Raw genomic sequence first — 17,875 nt, forward strand, 5'->3', positions numbered from 1 at the left:
GGCTCGTAATTATAAGTCTATGCTGTATCTAGCTTGTACTATGATTCATTGCAAACTGAATTAGGGACACGCCCTAGACAAAAATTATTTATTGTAAAAAATATGGGCAGCGCGTAGGTTGGGTGGAGCTTGCGACACCCAACGCTTTAATTAAATAATTTGTTGGACCTCATCCTTCGACACCAACTTACAGAGCGTTAATAAAATTGAATTGTAGGGTGCGCCCAGCGCACCGATAGCATAGAAATTGTATTTAACAGTGCGCGAGGCACATCCTACAAATTACGCGTAAATAGATTAACAATTAAGACCTAATTTTCGTGCTAAAATTAGTCCTATATTTAGAGCCTAATATTAGCGGAGAATGAATCATGCAACCTATATTTGCGACACAAACAGCGAGTATTTCAGAGCTAAAAAGCAATCCTTCTGCTTTGATCAAGCAATCAGATGGTGAGTCGATTGCTATTTTAAACCACAACAAACCCGTGGCTTATTTAGTTTCCACAGACATGTACGAGCGTATGATGGAAGCAATGGACGATATGGCACTTAGCCAAACTGCTAATGCTCGCATGAATGACGGGCAGACACCAATACAGGTTACGCTCGATGACTTATAGTCTTGAGTTTCATCCTTTAGCATTAAAAGAGTGGAAAAAGCTAACGCCCAGTATTCAGCAGCAGTTTAAAAAAAGCTGCAGCAGCGATTATCAAATCCGCGTGTGCCTGCGTCAAAACTCTCAGGGCATCCAGATACCTATAAAATCAAATTGCGTACTGTAGGCTATCGTTTGGTCTATAGCGTCAAAGATGACGTTGTGGTGGTTTATGTGCTAGCTGTCGGCAAAAGAGAAAACAATAAGGTATATGAAAGCCTTGCAGTACGCCAGCCATAGCTTAAGTATAATAAAAAAACCCTTTAACTTTACCGCTATAATCGCAACACATAAAGAATAAAAATGACGGAGGTCATAGACGTGCAATATACCGCAATCATCAAAGACGGTGGGCTTTTTATCCCAAACGTGTTTTCTGACCTAAACGATGGTAGCTCGCATATCGTACAAATAGAAGTCGACATCGCCGAGGTACGACAGCAGCTAAGCGAGCACGCCGGCACAATCGAGACCAAAACGCCCAAAAAACCTGCCAAAAGAGCCAATAAAAAGGCTGAGCAAAAACCGCCAAAAAGCACCGATGACGACGGCATAAGTACCCGACGCAAAAGCGCAATCGACGAGCTAGACGCCCTAGACGATGCAGAGCTAAGCGAGATATTCAAAGCCTATATGAATGACGGACAAACCCCAGAACAAATATCGCTAGAAAACTTATAAAACAATCAACTCCGTATAAACCAACAACCGTATTACTGATAAAGGTAGAACAATGACGTACTCGATTTTTTCTCAAACGCCAAACAATGCGCTAACAGAGCCGATGTTTTTTGGTCAGCCAGTCAACGTGGCGCGTTATGACCAGCAAAAGCACCCAATCTTTGAGCAATTGATCGAAAAACAGCTGTCGTTTTTTTGGCGTCCAGAGGAAGTCGATGTGTCACGCGACCGTATCGACTTTAGCAACCTCTCCTCGCACGAGCAGCATATATTTTTGAGCAACCTCAAGTATCAGACTCTACTCGACTCTATCCAAGGCCGCAGTCCAAACGTGGTGCTACTCCCGCTGGTGTCTATCCCTGAGCTGGAGACTTGGATAGAGACGTGGTCGTTCTCCGAGACCATTCACTCGCGCAGCTATACCCATATCATCCGCAACATCGTCAATGACCCTGGCGTTATCTTTGACGACATCATGCAAAACGAGCATATCTTGCAGCGCGCCTCTGATATTGCGCAGTATTATGACGACTTGTACCGCAGCTCGCAGCTGTATAGCCTATACGGTGCCGGTACGCACAATATCAATGGCGAACAGATCACCGTCGATCTAAAATCACTCAAAAAACAGATGTATCTGTGCATCATGGCGGTCAACGTCCTAGAAGCCATTCGTTTTTATGTGTCATTTGCCTGCTCGTTTGCCTTTGCTGAGCGCAAATTGATGGAAGGCAACGCCAAAATCATCAAACTGATCGCGCGTGATGAGGCGCTGCATTTGACGGGTACTCAGCACATGATCAATCTGATGCGTAATGGCCGTGACGACCCTGAGATGGTTGAGATTGCTGAAGCCTGTTATGAGGAAAGTATCGAGATTTTCCATAAGGCTGCCGAGCAAGAAAAACAATGGGCAGGTTATCTGTTTAAAGATGGCTCGATGATCGGTCTGAATAAAGACATTCTTTGTCAGTATATCGAATACATTACCAACCTACGCATGGAAGCGGTCGGCTTGCCAGCGGCATTCCCAGATTCAAAATCCAACCCTATCCCATGGATTAATACATGGCTGTCGTCTGACAACGTACAAGTGGCACCGCAAGAGACGGAGATTAGCTCATACTTGGTCGGTCAGATCGACTCTGATCTATCAGACAGCGACTTTGATGACTTTGAGCTATAGCTGCTGGTTTTGTCGCTTTCTATAAGACGACTATATCAGTGATGTTTATTAAACGCAGATGGGCGCCTCGTGCACCCTATACAAATAAGGTAACGCTAAAAAGATACTTAAAGAGACTGGTGCACGCTCACCAGTGAATAGGACTTATAATGACTTGGGTAATGACCAGTAAAAAACGGTTTTATCTGCATGATGATGAAAGCCTACTCGATGGCCTGCTACGCACCGGGCACGATATCAGCTATCAGTGCCGTGAGGGCTACTGCGGTAGCTGCCGCGTCAAGCGTATCTCAAGCTCACACAGCGTCGACTATCCATTTGAGCCGCTGGCGATGATAGATGAAGATGAGATCCTACCTTGCTGCTGCCGTGTGCAAGGGGTCATTCATATCAATCATGAGCCCGTGATTAAATAAAACGGCTCACCTTCAAACCAGCAGCCAAAAAAAGCGCGCTACCTTTTGAGGTAGCGCGCTTTTTTAGACAGTTACCGACCTCTATACCCTATTCAAACAGCTTGAGTAGCTCCTCACGCATACGATCACGCTCTGCCTCTGACATCATCGGTACCTCTTCATCTGGTAAGTGTGGCTGACCGGTACGGCCGAGCGTTTCGTCATGAATGATGACGGGACGCGGGGTTGGCTCTTGTACCGGACGCTCCTCTAACACGATTTTTACCTGCGCGTTTTTGCCTTGGCGTAGTATCTGGGCATTGAGCTCAGTATTGGGCGGCTTACGGGCCACATACTGAATCAAGGTATTGGCATCGGTCATCTCGACCCCGTCGATGGTCAAGATAATATCGCCCACTTGTAAGCCACTTTTGGCCGCAGGGCCTTGGTCGATGACGTTTAATACTTCTACACCGGTCGAGGTCTCAAGCTGCGTAGGATCACGAAGCTGTGACTGAATCTCGATACCCAGCCAGCCACGACTGACCTTGCCATCTTTGATTAAGGCATTCATCACCTGCTCGACAAGTGCGGTCGGAATAGCAAAGCCGATGCCCATCGAGCCGCCAGAGCGGGAGAATATCACGGTATTGATACCGACCAGCTCGCCATGCGCATCGACGAGCGCGCCGCCTGAGTTACCCGGGTTGATCGCCGCATCAGTCTGAATAAAGTCTTCAAACTTATTGACCCCAAGACCAGTACGCCCAGTGGCGGAGATGATCCCTTGCGTCACCGTTTGGCCGACACCGAACGGGTTGCCAATGGCCAAGGCCAAATCGCCGACGCGGATAGGATCCTCGCGGAAACCAAGCGGCGTCAGTCCGGTCATATCGACTTTGATCACCGCCAAGTCACTATCAGGATCGGTGCCGATGATCTTGGCGCGGCTCTTACGTCCGTCATTAAACGCGACGGTGATTTCATCGGCTTTTTCGATAACATGGGCGTTGGTCACGATATAGCCGTCTTCTGAGACAATTACCCCAGAGCCTAAATTGGTAGAGCCTTGATCCTGCGATGGTCCACCATGAAACTCAAAAAAACGGCGCAAGACAGGGTCATTCATGTATGGATGCTCGGCCATGGTCTGCGTGGTATAGATATTGACGACCGACTGTGACGCGCGGGCAACGGCATTATGATAAGAGGAGATCGGTGCAGGCGTATCAGCGACAGGAGCCGATGCTTGCTGCTCAGCAGGTGGCGTCCTCGGTGGCTCCCACGTCGCCTCTGACGTCGTTTTCATACTCATGAACAACCAGATAAACGCTGCCAATACTAGCAGCAATAAGATCCAAGGAAGCCACTTTAACACAGACGCCTTGTTATTGGTGTTCGGGGATGGCGACATATAAAAACCTCTATAATTTTGATGCACACAAACAATAAAAAAACAATGATAAATAAGACAGGGACAAATCGCAGGCCAGTTACTACTGGCCTACTGTGAGCAATAGCATAGCAAACATCAGCAGCAAAACGCTATCGCTCAAGTGGTCTTGGGTATCGTCAGTTCTAAAGCTGACCCACTATAGGCAAATTATAACTGCCTATTCTACCGAATAGTAACGCATCGTGTACCATTTCAGTTATTGGCCTTGTCTACTCTTTGGCGCTGTCATGCTAAAATGCAGATTATTTGCCTCACTGGCCAATCAAATAACGCAAATAACGACAAGGAACCACCATGACCGCGCACGATACCCCGCACTCTGCCGATATGACGATTACTGCCCAAACGCTGACTGAGTTTTGTGATGATTATCTGTCTGCCAGCGCATTTAAAGACTATGCGCCAAATGGCCTACAAGTCGATGGCGGCCGGCCTATCAGACGCATCGTGACTGGGGTGACGGCTTGCGAGGCACTCATCGACGCTGCCATCGCCGAGGATGCCGATGCGATTATGGTCCATCATGGATATTTTTGGAAAGGCGAACCGATGACCATCACTGGCATGAAAGGCCAGCGTATTCGTAAATTGATGCAACACGGGATCTCGCTGATTGGCTATCACTTGCCGCTCGATGCTCATCCAAAAATCGGTAATAATGCCAAGCTCGCCGAGATGTTAGGGCTGACCATCACAGAGGCGCTATACCCTCATGAGTCGCATCCCGTCGGCAATATCGCCACGTGCCCGCCGCAAAGCGCCGAAAGCCTAACTCAGACCATCACGCAAGCTCTAGGACGCATACCGCTACATATCTCAGGTCATTATCAGTATTTGGCAGATACAGCAGCCCCAAAACTGTTAAAACGTATCGGCATCTGTACTGGCGGCGCGCAAGATATGATCGAGCAAGCCGCAGCCATGGGCTGTGATGCTTATATCTCAGGCGAGATATCAGAGCGCACGACCCATAGCGCCCGTGAGCTTGGGATTGATTATTTTGCATGTGGCCATCACGCGACAGAGCGCGCAGGGATTCAAGCCCTCGGAGACATCATCGCTCAACAATTTGGTCTATCTGTACGCTTTATCGATATCGATAACCCCGCTTAGACTCCGCATCAACCCAGCATAAGTAAAGCTTAACACCAATACTCTTGGTTTACGATATTGAGAGCTCGATAAGTCACTGATGGTTATTTGATGGTTATCTAACGATAAAACTTAGTCGTTTTTTGGCTTTCTATTTCATAATACAGCCGAATTTGACCGTTTATAAGCAAATTGTTAAGTTTTATCGCTAATTTCTTAACTCTACTTGAATAATAAAACCAGTAACCGCATATTACTACCTGTAACAAAGAACGTTTTGTCATGAAACTTCCCATTATTACAGCTTCCGGTTATGGCACCAAGATAGATAACAAATAGATAATAGACAGCCATTTAGCGTTACTATTTATCTATGGCTTAAGTTTTGCGAGATTTACGCACGGCTTATTCTCTTCTATAGAGAGAAGGCGCGCGGCTTTAGCGGCGTATTACTATCTTAGTGTTGCGATGGTGGTTTGATGTTTTTTGTCAGTCGGTGTTATGACTGGATAAAAACGAATAACCCTATATCGCTGAACAGCAAATATGATCGGCGGTTTACTCTACCCTAAACGATATAAAGAGTAAGCCGCTGCTGATATTAGCGTAGAGCATTGACCTTGTCATTGAGACGCATGGTTTAGCGCTGCTTTGATATAGGTATCTACGTGCTTGCTTCAATAATTTAATCATGACCTTACCTGTGTTTGTTAGGGAGTCGTTACGTTCAGTCTTATCTATTGTCGATGAAGGAATCATCTGATTTATTGCCTTCTGGGGTTTTTGCGTCTGTTTTTTGCAGGCATGGCTTTTTTGATAAGCTTTTTTTGACAATAGATACTTGACTGTGACAGCGCTGCACGTGTTTATAGAAAACTCACACGCGGCACGACTTTTTAATAAACAAACTGAGCGCACACGACAGTTATTTAACCGTGTCCCTCAGTTGAAATGCAACCTCGGTATATGTGCTATTGGCATACACAAGTGAGCATTTACGGTAAGTAGGATGGCTAAAATCAGGAGACATCCATGCAGCGTATTACTTATCGTGTGAAAGTATCAGCGCAAGGGGCCAAACGCCGTATTTCTTATCTACTGCGTCCATCTAAGCGCCTACCAAACACCAAAAGTAACATCGTTTCATCCGTTACCCCTACTACTTCAAATCGGTTTGCCAAGACCAAAAAACTGGCGCAAGTGTCTAGTATCGCCCTGCTCTCGCTACCTGCTGAGAGCCTAACGACGATGCAGGCAAGCGTACCGGCCTATGACCATGTCATGCTAGACAACACCTTGACCGTCGCTGCCGTTCCAGGAGATAGCACGTATTTTGCGACCGATGGGTTTCAGCATGGTTTTGGGTTTGACTTGGTACGTACTTATGCTGACGAGCTCGGTGTCGATATCGACCTAAAAGCCTACGCCAGCGAAGAAGCAGCCTTACATGCCTTAAAATCTGGTGAGGCGGACATGGCATTGACTACCGCCAGTACTCAACTAAAAAGCCAGTTAAATTTGTCCTCTATCAATGTCAGCTGTGGCTATGATGCCAGTTTGACCCAAAACGGCCTACATCCAAAGGTCAGCTGGTCGTTTAATGCCCCTGATGATCCGTTGTCACAAAAAGCCAGTTATTTTTTGTGCGATAGTATTAAGCTAAAAAACACCCAAAAGCTGGCCGCATTTTATAATCAAAACCTACTAAAAGACGCTTATAGTCAAGATCATTTTAAAAAAACACTGACAGAGAGGCTGCCTGATTATCAGTCGTCTTTTGAGGAGCAAGCACGTAACTACAATCATGATTGGGAGCTGCTGGTTGCGATGGGCTATCAAGAGTCACATCTGGATGCCAATGCGGTCTCGCCCACCGGCGTACGCGGCCTGATGATGCTCACCAACAATACTGCCAAAGCGATGGGCGTATCAGACCGTGTAGACCCGTATCAAAGCATCGGCGGCGGCGCGCGTTATTTAGAACAGATGAAAGATGAGTTTGCTGATGTGCCAAAGTCTGATCGAATTTGGTTTGCACTAGCAGGATACAATATGGGTCCAAATGCGGTCAAAAGCATCCAGCGTAAACTGCGCGCGCAAGGCATTGATGATAAGAGCTGGGCCAACGTCTATGCCTATCTTGCAGAACACAGAGCTTCTAACAGCCGCTATGGTCAAGCGATGCACTATGTCAGCAATATCAGAAGCTATCTTGAAACCATTAAAACACAAACTGTCTAATGACATGACACTCATCACACAAAAAAGCGGCTCTTATGATAAGAGCCGCTTTTTTATGTGATGACTATATACGCTATTAACGATTGGGCACCATCAGACGCTGACCACGCTGTAGCATGGTATCGGCCGCAATATTATTCATATCTGCCAGCTCTTGGGTCGACACTCCGTATTTGCGCGCCAAACCAATGAGACTATCTCCTGAGCCTACGGTATAGCTGACGGTTGCTTTTGGTACTTTTAGCGTCTGTCCGCGTTGCAGCTGGGCATTGGTTGCCAAATCATTGGTCGCCGCCAGATCTTCTACCGACACACCAAACTCTCTTGCAAGCGCAATCAAGCCATCGCCTGACTTTACCTTGTAGCTTTCGGTATTGCCCAGCTTTTTGCCACTGCTGACTGTATTGGTTGTGGTATTGCTCGTCGCATTGCTGCTTTGGCTGCTGGCACGAGAGACCACTGGGCTACCACTAGCGGGAATCGTAATGGTACGGCCTAGTATCAAGTTTGAGTTGGTCTTGAGATTATTGGCGGCAGCCAAGTCACTCAGACCGATATTATAACGTCTTGCCACGCCCGTTAGGGTATCACCGGATTTGACCTTATAACTGACCGCTTTATCATTTAGCTGACGATCGACGATATCTTTGGACGCAGGCACTTTAATCGTTTGACCACGTTGCAGGCGAGCTTTGGCATCAAAGTTACTGTTTACCGCTGCCAGCTCTGCTGGACTGACGCCGATACTGTTGGCAATACCAATTAAAGTCTCACCTGATTTTACCTTATAACTGGTGGTTGCCACTGAGCTTGCACTACTCTGCGCTCTACTGCTGCTAGTACGAGAGGCCGCGTCTATGTCTGCGTTGGCAGGTACTTTTAGGGTTTGCCCGACATATAGAGAGTCTGTGCTGTTAAGGCCGTTGAGACTGGCCAAAGTAGCGGTTGGCACATTGAACTGACGTGCCAAAGCGATCAAGCCATCCCCTGCTTTTACTCGGTAGCTCTGGGTCGCCGTGGCAGATTTACTGGGTTTGGATGATGGCGCGGCAGGTGTCGTTGCAGGTGCAGTGACTTTGCCAGGTACCAGCCACAGTTTTTGACCTCTGAGTAAATCCGCGCGACTACTTAGGTTGTTATAACTGGCCAGCTGCGTGACCGATAGACCAAAGCGGTTGGCCGTCCCAATCAGCGTATCGCCCCCTTGTACTATATAGCTTTCTGGCTGGTTGGCCGCTGTGCTGCTCGCACTGCTCAGAGGCTTGATGGGCTTGGCATTGTATAGATACAAGGTGCTGCCAGACAGCAGCTTGGCGCTGGCATCTATTTGGTTCCATTCGGCGATATCGCGCCAGCTCACGCCAGCTCGACTGGCAATATTGGACAGCGTATCACCACGTTTTACCGTATAGGTGCTACGTGTGCCTTGTGGCTTTGGCTTGCTGACTGGCGTTTTTGCAAAGCTCAGTTTTTTTTCATCGCCTGTCGCCTCCAAGATAGACTGTTGCGTCTGCACCGCTGACAAGTTGATGTTGCCATCGGCGTTGATGACATTGGTCTCAGGCGTGCTGCTGCGTATCTGCTTGGCAATAAAATCACGTTCTTCTTTGCTCAAAGGCGGCTCTTGAACGATGGTATTGTTTTGAGTGATTTTTGCAGACGTGGTCGGTAGGCTGTTGCTGCTTTTTAGCTCAGCATTGATTTTATTGGTCTCGGCGGTGGTCAACGGCGGCTCAGTATGTACGGCGGCGTTGTTGCTATAGACCGAGCTGCTCGTCTGTGTCGTTGTGGGCGAGATATAGCTCGTCGTCTGCTGCGGCACACTGGCGCTAGCGGCATAGTCTGCCAATGCGCTGCCAGTAGATGGCAAAGCAGAGCTGGTATAAGGTTTACTGTTATAGCTTGGTGAGCTTGAGCTGCTAGTGGTGGTGCTGTTATTACTGGCAGTCAACACATTACCCATGCCATTACCACGTAGCGAGCTGAGCTTGGCGTCTAGGTTGAGGCTCACATCATTAGGGATAATCACCCGCTGCGGGCCTGAGGCATCAACACGCCCTGAGGTGAGCGCGGTATTGAGTCTTTCGAGCTCATCATAACTGACGCCTGTGATTTGTGATACTTCCGATAAACTGACACCATAATTGACGGGCACACTGCGAAAATGCTGACGGTTGGCGATAGCTGGTAGATAGACACCGTACTGCTCAGGCTTGGCAACGATTTCGGCCACTGCCAAAAAGCGTGGCACGTAGTTCATGGTTTCGGTAGGCAGTCTAAGTGACCAGTAATCCGTGGGCAGACCACGAGCCGCATTAGCATCGATGGCTTTTTGCACACGACCGGGCCCTGCATTATAAGCGGCTAACGCCAGCTCCCAACTACCAAACTGGTTGTGCAATGCTGTCAAAAAGTCATAGGCGGCGCGCGTCGACTCGATGACGTCACGGCGACCATCATAAGTGCTGCTTTGATTTAACCCATAAATACGGCCCGTACTAGGGATAAACTGCCATAAGCCTGCCGCTGCGGCACTACTAGTCCCACTTGGGTCATAAGAGCTTTCGATCACAGGCAATAGCGCCAGCTCGGTTGGGATATTACGGCGCTCTGCTTCTCGCACTGTGTGATAAATATAACGACTGGCACGCGCAGTCAAACGGTTTAGATACTCTTGTCGACTGGTAAACCAGCTTTTTTGTGCTTCGATACGCTGGTTATAAATTGGCTGTCCGCCGTTCATACGGTAGCCGGCACGCAAACGATTCCACAAATCACCGTATTGCTGAATGGCAAGTTTGTTGCCTTCTACCATGGTCATGTCTGTCGCTTCTAACAAATCCGCTAACTCATCTAAGCTTTCAGCATCAAGATAAGCGGTAGAGTAATCCGTGGTGGCAGATTTTGCTGCTTGCTTACCAGCACGCTTGGCAACCGTCGCCGAGGTGTTGGTCGCGCCTTTGTTTTTTACCGGCGAGGTATTGCTACAAGCACTGATGAGTAACGTCGATACCGCAAGCGTCAATGGTAACGCAATAAATGAGCGAGAGTTTGAGAGCACAGTAGACATGATATTGGAGGTTTCCTAACGACAAGAAGTAATGAGATAAGTTGCTTGATAGTATAGTCTGCAATGTAAAGCAAAGACCAGTCTGATGTAAAGACCTTAAGCAAAAATTACGGCCGCTCTTTTTTGTGACTTTTATGAATATAAGCATAGATATATAAACAAAACCTTATAAGGAATGGTTATATATCATGGATGAGCTGTATTTATTCACCATCTTAATGATTGATGGTCTTAATTAGCTACTCGTAATCAGATACTATTAATGAAATACTCTTAGTTAATAGTCACTTGTGAGACCGCACGCAATAAGACAGCATTGCCCGTCGAGAGCGTCAAGGTCACCCGCGAGGTGGTGACAAACGAGACCTGCTGACCATCTTTTACCCAGCTTTCATTGGTGGTCACATTGGCTTTGGCCTGTCCACCTGTGATGACGATGTTATCGACAGAGATGTCATAGCGATAATTGGAGGTGTCGTTCCAGCTGTTTTGCAGCAGTTTTAGATAAGCTTCTTTGTCCAGACTGGTTGATTTTCCTTTTCTAGATAAAGAAATCAGCGCATCATCAGAGACCAAACGTGCAACTTGGTTGATGTTTTGGCTGTTCGCTGATGCTTTCATGGCAGCGGCGTAGTTTTTTACCAATGCTTCTGTCATGGTCGCCGCCTGCGCATTGATCGTGATGGTGCTTGCAGCAGCAACGACAGCGGCCACACTGGCACTTTTTATCATCAGAGCCAAAAGCCCGTTTCCCCATACTCGTTTCATGATAATCCTTAGCGATATTATCGGCGTTATGGTCATACATTTTCTATTTATCATACATTTTATATTTATCTATGTATTGATATAGAGACCACAAGCGCATTTATCGTTTGACTAAATAGGCCACCTATACTAAGTATAGGTATTGACGCCTTAATATTGACTTTACGAACCATTTTGGTAATTTTTTTAATCCAAACACGGCAGACTCGTATCATAGTGTGAGACTATCATTCAATTCTCACAGCCATGTGACACCCTGTGTAATTATTGCGAATATCTCTGACGCTGCCATCACGAAGCATACAGTCATATCAAGCCTTACTGATTATTGCAATAAGACTTGATAGCAACAGACACTCAAAGCAGCGAGGTGGCATCGTGAACAGTTACGCTTAGCGCTACGACTTGGCTTCTGAGCCATTGTCTTCAGGCTGTTCATCATCGCTGAGCTTCATACCGAGGCGCTCTACGCGTCTGTCCATCATTTGCCGTGCCAGCGCCTGCATGTCCTCAACACGGTCTATCTCATCGACAATCTCCAGCCCGAGCAAGGTTTCAAACACATCTTCCAACGTCACTAAGCCTTTGACCTCACCATACTCACCCACAGTAATGGCAATGTGGACACGGTTTTTTAGCATTAGCTCTAGCAAGTCAAACAGCTTCATTTTTGAGAATACAAAGGTGATCTCTCGTTTAAACTGGGTCAACGGTTTGTGCATGGCGTGGTTGACTTTGGCCAGCAGCATATCTGTTTTTAGCACAAAACCGGTAATATTGTCCAAATCACCATCATAAATTGGCAAACGCGAAAACGTCAGCTTAGGGCGATCCACCAGCAGCTCAGCCACGGTTTTATTTTCTTCAAAAGCGAGCATCACTGAGCGCGGCGTCATGATGTCCTCAACCTTGATAGCGCCAAAGGCCAGCAAGTTACGGATAATGCGCGACTCTAGCGGGTCTATCTGACCTGACTCCTCACCGATACTGGCCAAAGCAGCAAACTCACGGCGGCTAAAGGTTTGCGGCTCTTTACCGCGCACTAGTAGCTTGGTGAGGCGCTCTGATATCCAAATCAGTGGATACAGCAGTAAGATAATACCGCGGACAAAATAAGCCACCAGACCGCTAAGCTGACGCCAGTACAGCGTGCCCAAAGTCTTGGGAATGATTTCAGACAAAAATAAAATCGCCAGCGTCATAATTGCCGAAAACAGTCCAAACCAAGCACTACCAAAGACGATAGTCGCTTGGGCACCAGCGCCGATAGAGCCAAGCGTGTGTGCCACTGTGTTTAATGTCAAAATAGCGGCCAACGACTGATCGATATTGTCAACTTTTAGGCTTTTAAGCATTTCCGCTTTTTTGGGGTTGCTTTCTTGTACGTCCGCGATAAACGACGGCGTCATACTCAGCAAAACAGACTCGGCTAACGAACATGCAAAAGACACGCCGATGGCCAGTACGACAAAAAATATCAGCAGCATCACACTCAGCGCTGTTGGGGCAGCCGCCGCATCAGCCGCCCAAGCCAGCTGCGGTAGTAGCAAGACGGCAGGCAACGGCAGCACCGCGAGTAACGGCCGACCAAAACGAGCAGGACGACACATCTTTGGGGGAGGTTCTGCTGACTCATCTTGACGACAAGCCCGCGGACGATTTAAACGAGGTACAAACATAAAAGAGGTGGACAAGTTAGGTAACCTAAACAGAAAAGAAGAAAAAAGATAATATCATGAGTACGCGCCGCCAAGCATCTACCGCATAAAAGCTGGTTAACACTCGATAAACAGGCACTCATCGATGGCCACCACCTTGCCTGACAGCTTGTCTTATAAGCAGTTAATAGCCCAGTCAGTCAACAACCAACATCTGGCTGCTGTGCGTGACATTTTATAAGGACAGCTTACCAGCCCTACCCTCTAGGTATTGTGTGGCGGCAATTATTGCCATTTGATAGTAGCATTGATGATAATATTTCACAATAAGCCGCGCTTTTTAAGTGCGATTTTTTAGGTACGCCGTTTATACGCGAGATTTTACGTTTCGTCATATGGGTTTTTGGCTAGCATTTGATGCAGCCAATCGCCCGATATACCAGAGAAAACACACCCAGCTTATGATTAACAGTTACCAAGTCTGGGATTTTTTGTTACTATGCGTCTAATTTTATTATTGTCTATGACTTACTGAGAGTAAATTATGTTGCTATTTATCCAAGCCGCCCATGCGGCTCCAGAAACTGCAGGCGCTGCGTCAATATTTGGCCAGATCTTATTGCCTGTCGCTTTTTTTGCGATTTTTTATTTTTTGGTCATTCGCCCGCAGTCTAAGCGTACCAAAGAGCATCGTGCTATGGTCAATGCGCTGAGTGTCGGCAATGAGATTATCTTTGCCGGTGGTCTGATGGGCCGTATCAAAGACATCGAGGGCGACTATGCTGTCGTCAGTTTGAACAACAACACAGATGTGAAGATACAGCGCGCTTCTGTCATCTCAGTCTTGCCTGCTGGCACTATCGAGAGCGTATAATTATCAGCCGTGCTGTATTTATGATCGTGCGCTCGTCGTACTGATAAATACGTACGTGCCTAAAAAATGACCGTACCTTGTCTACGGTCATTTTTCGCTATAAAGTAGCAAAACCTTGCATTTTATAATGCCAAAGACGGCGATAAGTTGTCAGCTTTATGTTATCGACAATGTATCGATAACAGATATTTTAGATGACGGCGCAAAGCGTCATCTGTATTATTTGCTTTATTGTTTTATGCTTTATTATCATCGCGGATGATCGCAATGGTACATGACAACGACTGCCAAATACGGCACTCGGCCATTGCTATCGCTAACTTCCCATCTGCTAACTTGTGGCCTACGTCGCCAGTCGTTTATCAACCTAAAGAAGTGATTATGCAATATCCCGCTTGGAAATACTTACTCATCGCCGTCGTGCTTATCATTGCCGGTCTGTATGCTGCGCCCAACCTCTATCCTGACGAACCTGCCGTACAAATTACCAGTGCCGCCGCAGGTACTCAGCTGTCTGAAGGTATTTTGACTGAGTCACAAAGCCTCCTTACTGAGGCAGGTCTGGACAGTCATGATGGTACGTTTGAGGGCAACAGTGCGCTGGTACGCCTAAAAAACCCTGTCGATCAGCTCAAGGCGCAAGAAGTACTGCGCCAAAATCTGGGCGAGGACTATGTTGTGGCGCTCAACTTAGCACAGACCACGCCAGAGTGGCTACGTAGCATCGGCGCAAAACCGATGAAACTTGGTCTAGATTTGCGCGGCGGTGTGCGCTTTGTCCTCGAAGTCGATATGGATAAGGCTCTCGAGCAGCGCTTAAGTAGTGCGAGCCGTGATATGCGCCGTGAGCTACGTGCTGAACGAGTGGCGGTCAAGGGCATCAAAACTGAAAACCAAAGTGTCGTACTGCATTTTGCCGATACGGACGCGCGTAACCGTGCTCAAAACATCCTACAAGGCTCAATGGGCAATACCTTTAGTTTGCAGTCTTCGATTGATGAGCAAGGCCCAGCGCTAATCTTGGCATACAATGACGCCACCCTCGATGAGATCAACAGCTACGCGGTCAATCAAAACCTCACGACCCTACGTAATCGTATTGCAGAGCTGGGCGTGACTGAAGCTCTCGTACAGTCACAAGGCGCTAGCCGTATCGTGGTCGAGCTACCTGGCGTACAGGACACAGCCGAGGCCAAACGTGTCCTTGGACGTACGGCAAACCTTGAGTTCCGCATGGTCGCTGAAGACGCTGATACCTACACAGGTGGCATTCCACCAGCAGGCACTGAGGCTTTTCCCTTTGAGACGCTCGATGGCCCTCCAGTACTGCTAGATCGTCAAGCCATCGTCACAGGTGATAAAGTCACCAATGCACAGACAGGCGTCGACGAAAACGGCTCGCCTGAAGTGAGCATCACGCTAGACAGTGCTGGCGGTAAGCTAATGCAAAATGCCACCCGTACTGCTGTTGGCAAACAGATGGCGGTTTTGTTTATCGAAAACAAACAAAGAATCACCTATGAAGAAGACCCAGAGACTGGCGAGACCGTCGAAGTACGCACGCCTTACGCTGAGACAAAGGTCATCAACCGCGCCAATATTCAAGCGGTACTTGGCTCATCTTTCCGCATCACGGGGCTAGATAGTAGTGCTGAAGCAGCTGAGCTGGCGCTGTTATTACGCTCAGGTGCTTTAGCGGCTCCGATGTACTTCGTCGAAGAGCGCACCATTGGCCCATCACTCGGGCAAGAAAACATTGAAAAAGGCTTATTTTCGACGCAGGTCGGTTATTTGTTGGTCTTTGCCTTTATGATTGTTTTTTATCGCCTCTTTGGTGTCATCGCCAACGTGGCCCTAGCGGTAAACGTCATTATTATCATCGCTATTATGTCGATTTTAGGTTCATCACTTACCCTACCAGGCATTGCAGGTATCGTTTTGACCATCGGTATGGCGGTCGATGCCAACGTCCTGATTTTTGAGCGCATACGCGAAGAGCTAGCCAACGGCGTACGGCCAAAATCCGCTATCGTGGCAGGATTTGATCGCGCCTTTAGTAGTATTTTTGATGCCAACCTCACCACGTTGTTGGTGGCGTTTATCTTGTTTGCCATCGGTACAGGCCCGATCAAAGGCTTTGCGATTACGTTAGCTATCGGTATTGTCAGCTCACTATTTACCGCCATCTTGGTGACACGTGCGTTGGTACAAATTGCTTATGGTAAGCGTAAATCTATCAAACGTTTGAGCATCGGTTAGGAGAACACTATGGCGATCGATAAGAACAACCCTTTAGAACAAAACAATCCAGATCGAAATGGTCCAGGCGGCTCAAACACAGACGCTAGCAGCACACGCCGCCGCAAAAAACCACGCCGTGATGGCAAAGGCAGCAACAACCAAGCCAAATCAAAAAAAGCACGCCGCGGCAATAGCGGTGATAACGCCGCGCAAACGCTCAGCACCCAAGCCATCGATCCAAATCTGGATATAGGTGATGCAGAGGACTATGCAGCAGCGCAAGCAGAAGGCGGTATCAAAGCGATAGGCGATCAGCGCATCATTCCATTTATGAAGATAGAAAAGCCAATGGCGCTTTTATCGCTCTTGATGGTCATTGGTAGTATCATTGCAATTGCGGTCAATGGCCTAAACCTAGGCCTTGACTTTACCGGAGGCGTCTCAGCAGACGTACGCTATGAGCAACCTGTCGAGCAAGTAGAGGTCGTACAGGCTTTAGCCGATGGTGGCTTTGATGATGCTGTGGTACAGTATTTGGGTACTCGAGAAGAGCTACTGGTACGCCTACCGCCGCAGTCTGATAATGTCGATGGACTAAATGCCAGCTTGACCCAAGCATTGGCACTGCCCGATAATGCTGCTGATATCAGCAACGTCAATATCATCGGTAGCCAAGTGGGCAACGAAGTGTATTTAAACTCCGTCATGGCGTTGGCACTGGCGCTGGTTTGTATGCTCGGTTATGTGGCCCTACGTTTCCAATTTAAGCTATCATTGGGAGCGGTGCTTTCGCTGTTTCATGACGCCATCGTTACTATTGGTGTCTTTGCCCTATTCGGCTTTCCATTTGATTTGACGGTGTTGGCTGCTATTTTGGCCTTGATCGGTTACTCATTGAACGATACTATTGTCGTCTATGACCGCATTCGCGAAAACTTCCGCCGCGTCCGTGGGATCTCACCGCGACAGACGATTGACCTGTCTTTGACAGAGACGTTGCGCCGTACGATTATGACCATCTCAACCGTGTTACTTGTGGTATTGGCCATGATGTTCTTAGGCGGTGATGGACTATACTGGTTCTCAGTAGCGCTATTTATTGGTCTACTGGCTGGTACGTATTCATCGACTTACATCGCAAGCTCAATCCCACTACGTATGGGACTGTCACGTGACGACTTTATTGTAAAAGTAAAGCCTGAGTTTGAAGAAGAAATCGTGACGTTTAACGATCCAAAAATGTACGAATAAAGCCGTATTTGGCCATGATGGCATTCTCTTATCTCATGGCCAACTGACAACATAAACACAAAATTTGTATCTTTAATACAATAATAGCGTGTAAAAAGAAGCACCTGACTCACCAGCTGTGAGTCTAGGTGCTTTTGTCTTTTTGCTGCGTTTACGGACTACTGACCACAATCAGGTCAATATAAGACAGCCTCAGCCAGCAAAAAGACGTATGTCTATCACGTATTATCATATTGTATGTCGATTTTATTTAGCATCGCCTACGACAGCGCACTGTCTTGAACAAAGGGCATAAAACGGGTC

Annotated in this window: 13 protein-coding genes and 1 pseudogene; 10 read left to right on the forward strand and 4 right to left on the reverse strand. The window is 47.5% G+C overall.

The features are described 5' to 3' along the window. The first annotated feature begins 371 nt into the window (after window positions 1-371). The 5 genes and pseudogenes from BTV99_RS09155 to yfaE all read left to right on the forward strand — a co-directional run bounded on the left by BTV99_RS09155 (window position 372) and on the right by yfaE (window position 2,942). Complete coding sequence (locus BTV99_RS09155; protein ID WP_075102072.1) at window positions 372-623, forward strand: type II toxin-antitoxin system Phd/YefM family antitoxin; 252 nt, start codon at window positions 372-374, stop codon at window positions 621-623. Next, a pseudogene (locus BTV99_RS09160) lies at window positions 613-899 on the forward strand (type II toxin-antitoxin system RelE/ParE family toxin). The gene BTV99_RS09155 and the pseudogene BTV99_RS09160 overlap by 11 nt, the downstream one beginning before the upstream one ends. 81 nt (window positions 900-980) lie before the next feature. Beyond that, window positions 981-1,340, forward strand: coding sequence for a hypothetical protein (locus BTV99_RS09165; protein WP_075102156.1), 360 nt, complete (start codon window positions 981-983; stop codon window positions 1,338-1,340). Window positions 1,341-1,392: 52 nt separating this feature from the next. Continuing rightward, on the forward strand, window positions 1,393-2,526 hold the full coding sequence (gene nrdB / locus BTV99_RS09170; RefSeq protein ID WP_075102073.1) for a class Ia ribonucleoside-diphosphate reductase subunit beta: 1,134 nt from the start codon (window positions 1,393-1,395) through the stop codon (window positions 2,524-2,526). Between the two features lie 149 nt (window positions 2,527-2,675). Next, window positions 2,676-2,942, forward strand: a complete 267-nt coding sequence (gene yfaE, locus BTV99_RS09175; RefSeq protein WP_075102074.1) for a class I ribonucleotide reductase maintenance protein YfaE — start codon at window positions 2,676-2,678, stop codon at window positions 2,940-2,942. Window positions 2,943-3,030: 88 nt separating this feature from the next. Here the strand turns inward: yfaE and BTV99_RS09180 are convergent, their stop codons facing one another. Further along, window positions 3,031-4,335, reverse strand: coding sequence for a S1C family serine protease (locus tag BTV99_RS09180; RefSeq protein WP_075102075.1), 1,305 nt, complete (start codon window positions 4,333-4,335; stop codon window positions 3,031-3,033). 336 nt (window positions 4,336-4,671) lie between these two features. On the opposite strand from BTV99_RS09180, the gene BTV99_RS09185 reads away from it, so the two are divergent. Further along, window positions 4,672-5,490, forward strand: a complete 819-nt coding sequence (locus BTV99_RS09185) for a Nif3-like dinuclear metal center hexameric protein (protein WP_075102076.1) — start codon at window positions 4,672-4,674, stop codon at window positions 5,488-5,490. Window positions 5,491-6,501: 1,011 nt separating this feature from the next. After that, window positions 6,502-7,710, forward strand: coding sequence for a transglycosylase SLT domain-containing protein (locus tag BTV99_RS09190; RefSeq protein WP_075102077.1), 1,209 nt, complete (start codon window positions 6,502-6,504; stop codon window positions 7,708-7,710). Between the two features lie 76 nt (window positions 7,711-7,786). Here BTV99_RS09190 and BTV99_RS09195 read toward each other — a convergent pair whose 3' ends face one another. From BTV99_RS09195 to BTV99_RS09205, 3 genes are all read right to left on the reverse strand, one after another. Continuing rightward, window positions 7,787-10,780: a LysM peptidoglycan-binding domain-containing protein gene (locus BTV99_RS09195; RefSeq protein ID WP_075102078.1), complete on the reverse strand. Its 2,994-nt coding sequence runs from the start codon at window positions 10,778-10,780 to the stop codon at window positions 7,787-7,789. Between the two features lie 273 nt (window positions 10,781-11,053). After that, a complete protein-coding gene (locus tag BTV99_RS09200; protein WP_075102079.1) occupies window positions 11,054-11,548 on the reverse strand; it encodes a hypothetical protein in 495 nt (164 codons plus the stop codon). A gap of 398 nt (window positions 11,549-11,946) precedes the next feature. Continuing rightward, complete coding sequence (locus tag BTV99_RS09205; RefSeq protein ID WP_256713771.1) at window positions 11,947-13,227, reverse strand: CNNM domain-containing protein; 1,281 nt, start codon at window positions 13,225-13,227, stop codon at window positions 11,947-11,949. A gap of 523 nt (window positions 13,228-13,750) precedes the next feature. Between BTV99_RS09205 and yajC the strand changes: the two genes are divergently transcribed. The 3 genes from yajC (at window position 13,751) to secF (ending at window position 17,572) form a co-directional block, all read left to right on the forward strand. Next, window positions 13,751-14,080: a preprotein translocase subunit YajC gene (gene yajC, locus BTV99_RS09210; RefSeq protein ID WP_075102080.1), complete on the forward strand. Its 330-nt coding sequence runs from the start codon at window positions 13,751-13,753 to the stop codon at window positions 14,078-14,080. 381 nt (window positions 14,081-14,461) lie between these two features. Beyond that, the gene (gene secD / locus BTV99_RS09215) at window positions 14,462-16,339 is read left to right on the forward strand and encodes a protein translocase subunit SecD (protein ID WP_075102081.1); all 1,878 of its coding nucleotides are present in this window, start codon (window positions 14,462-14,464) and stop codon (window positions 16,337-16,339) included. Window positions 16,340-16,348: 9 nt separating this feature from the next. Further along, window positions 16,349-17,572 (forward strand): protein translocase subunit SecF, encoded by a 1,224-nt coding sequence (gene secF, locus BTV99_RS09220; RefSeq protein ID WP_075102082.1) that lies wholly within the window; start codon window positions 16,349-16,351, stop codon window positions 17,570-17,572. Window positions 17,573-17,875: the final 303 nt, after the last annotated feature.

Source organism: Psychrobacter sp. Rd 27.2, assembly GCF_001921755.1.
Taxonomy (GTDB): domain Bacteria; phylum Pseudomonadota; class Gammaproteobacteria; order Pseudomonadales; family Moraxellaceae; genus Psychrobacter; species Psychrobacter celer.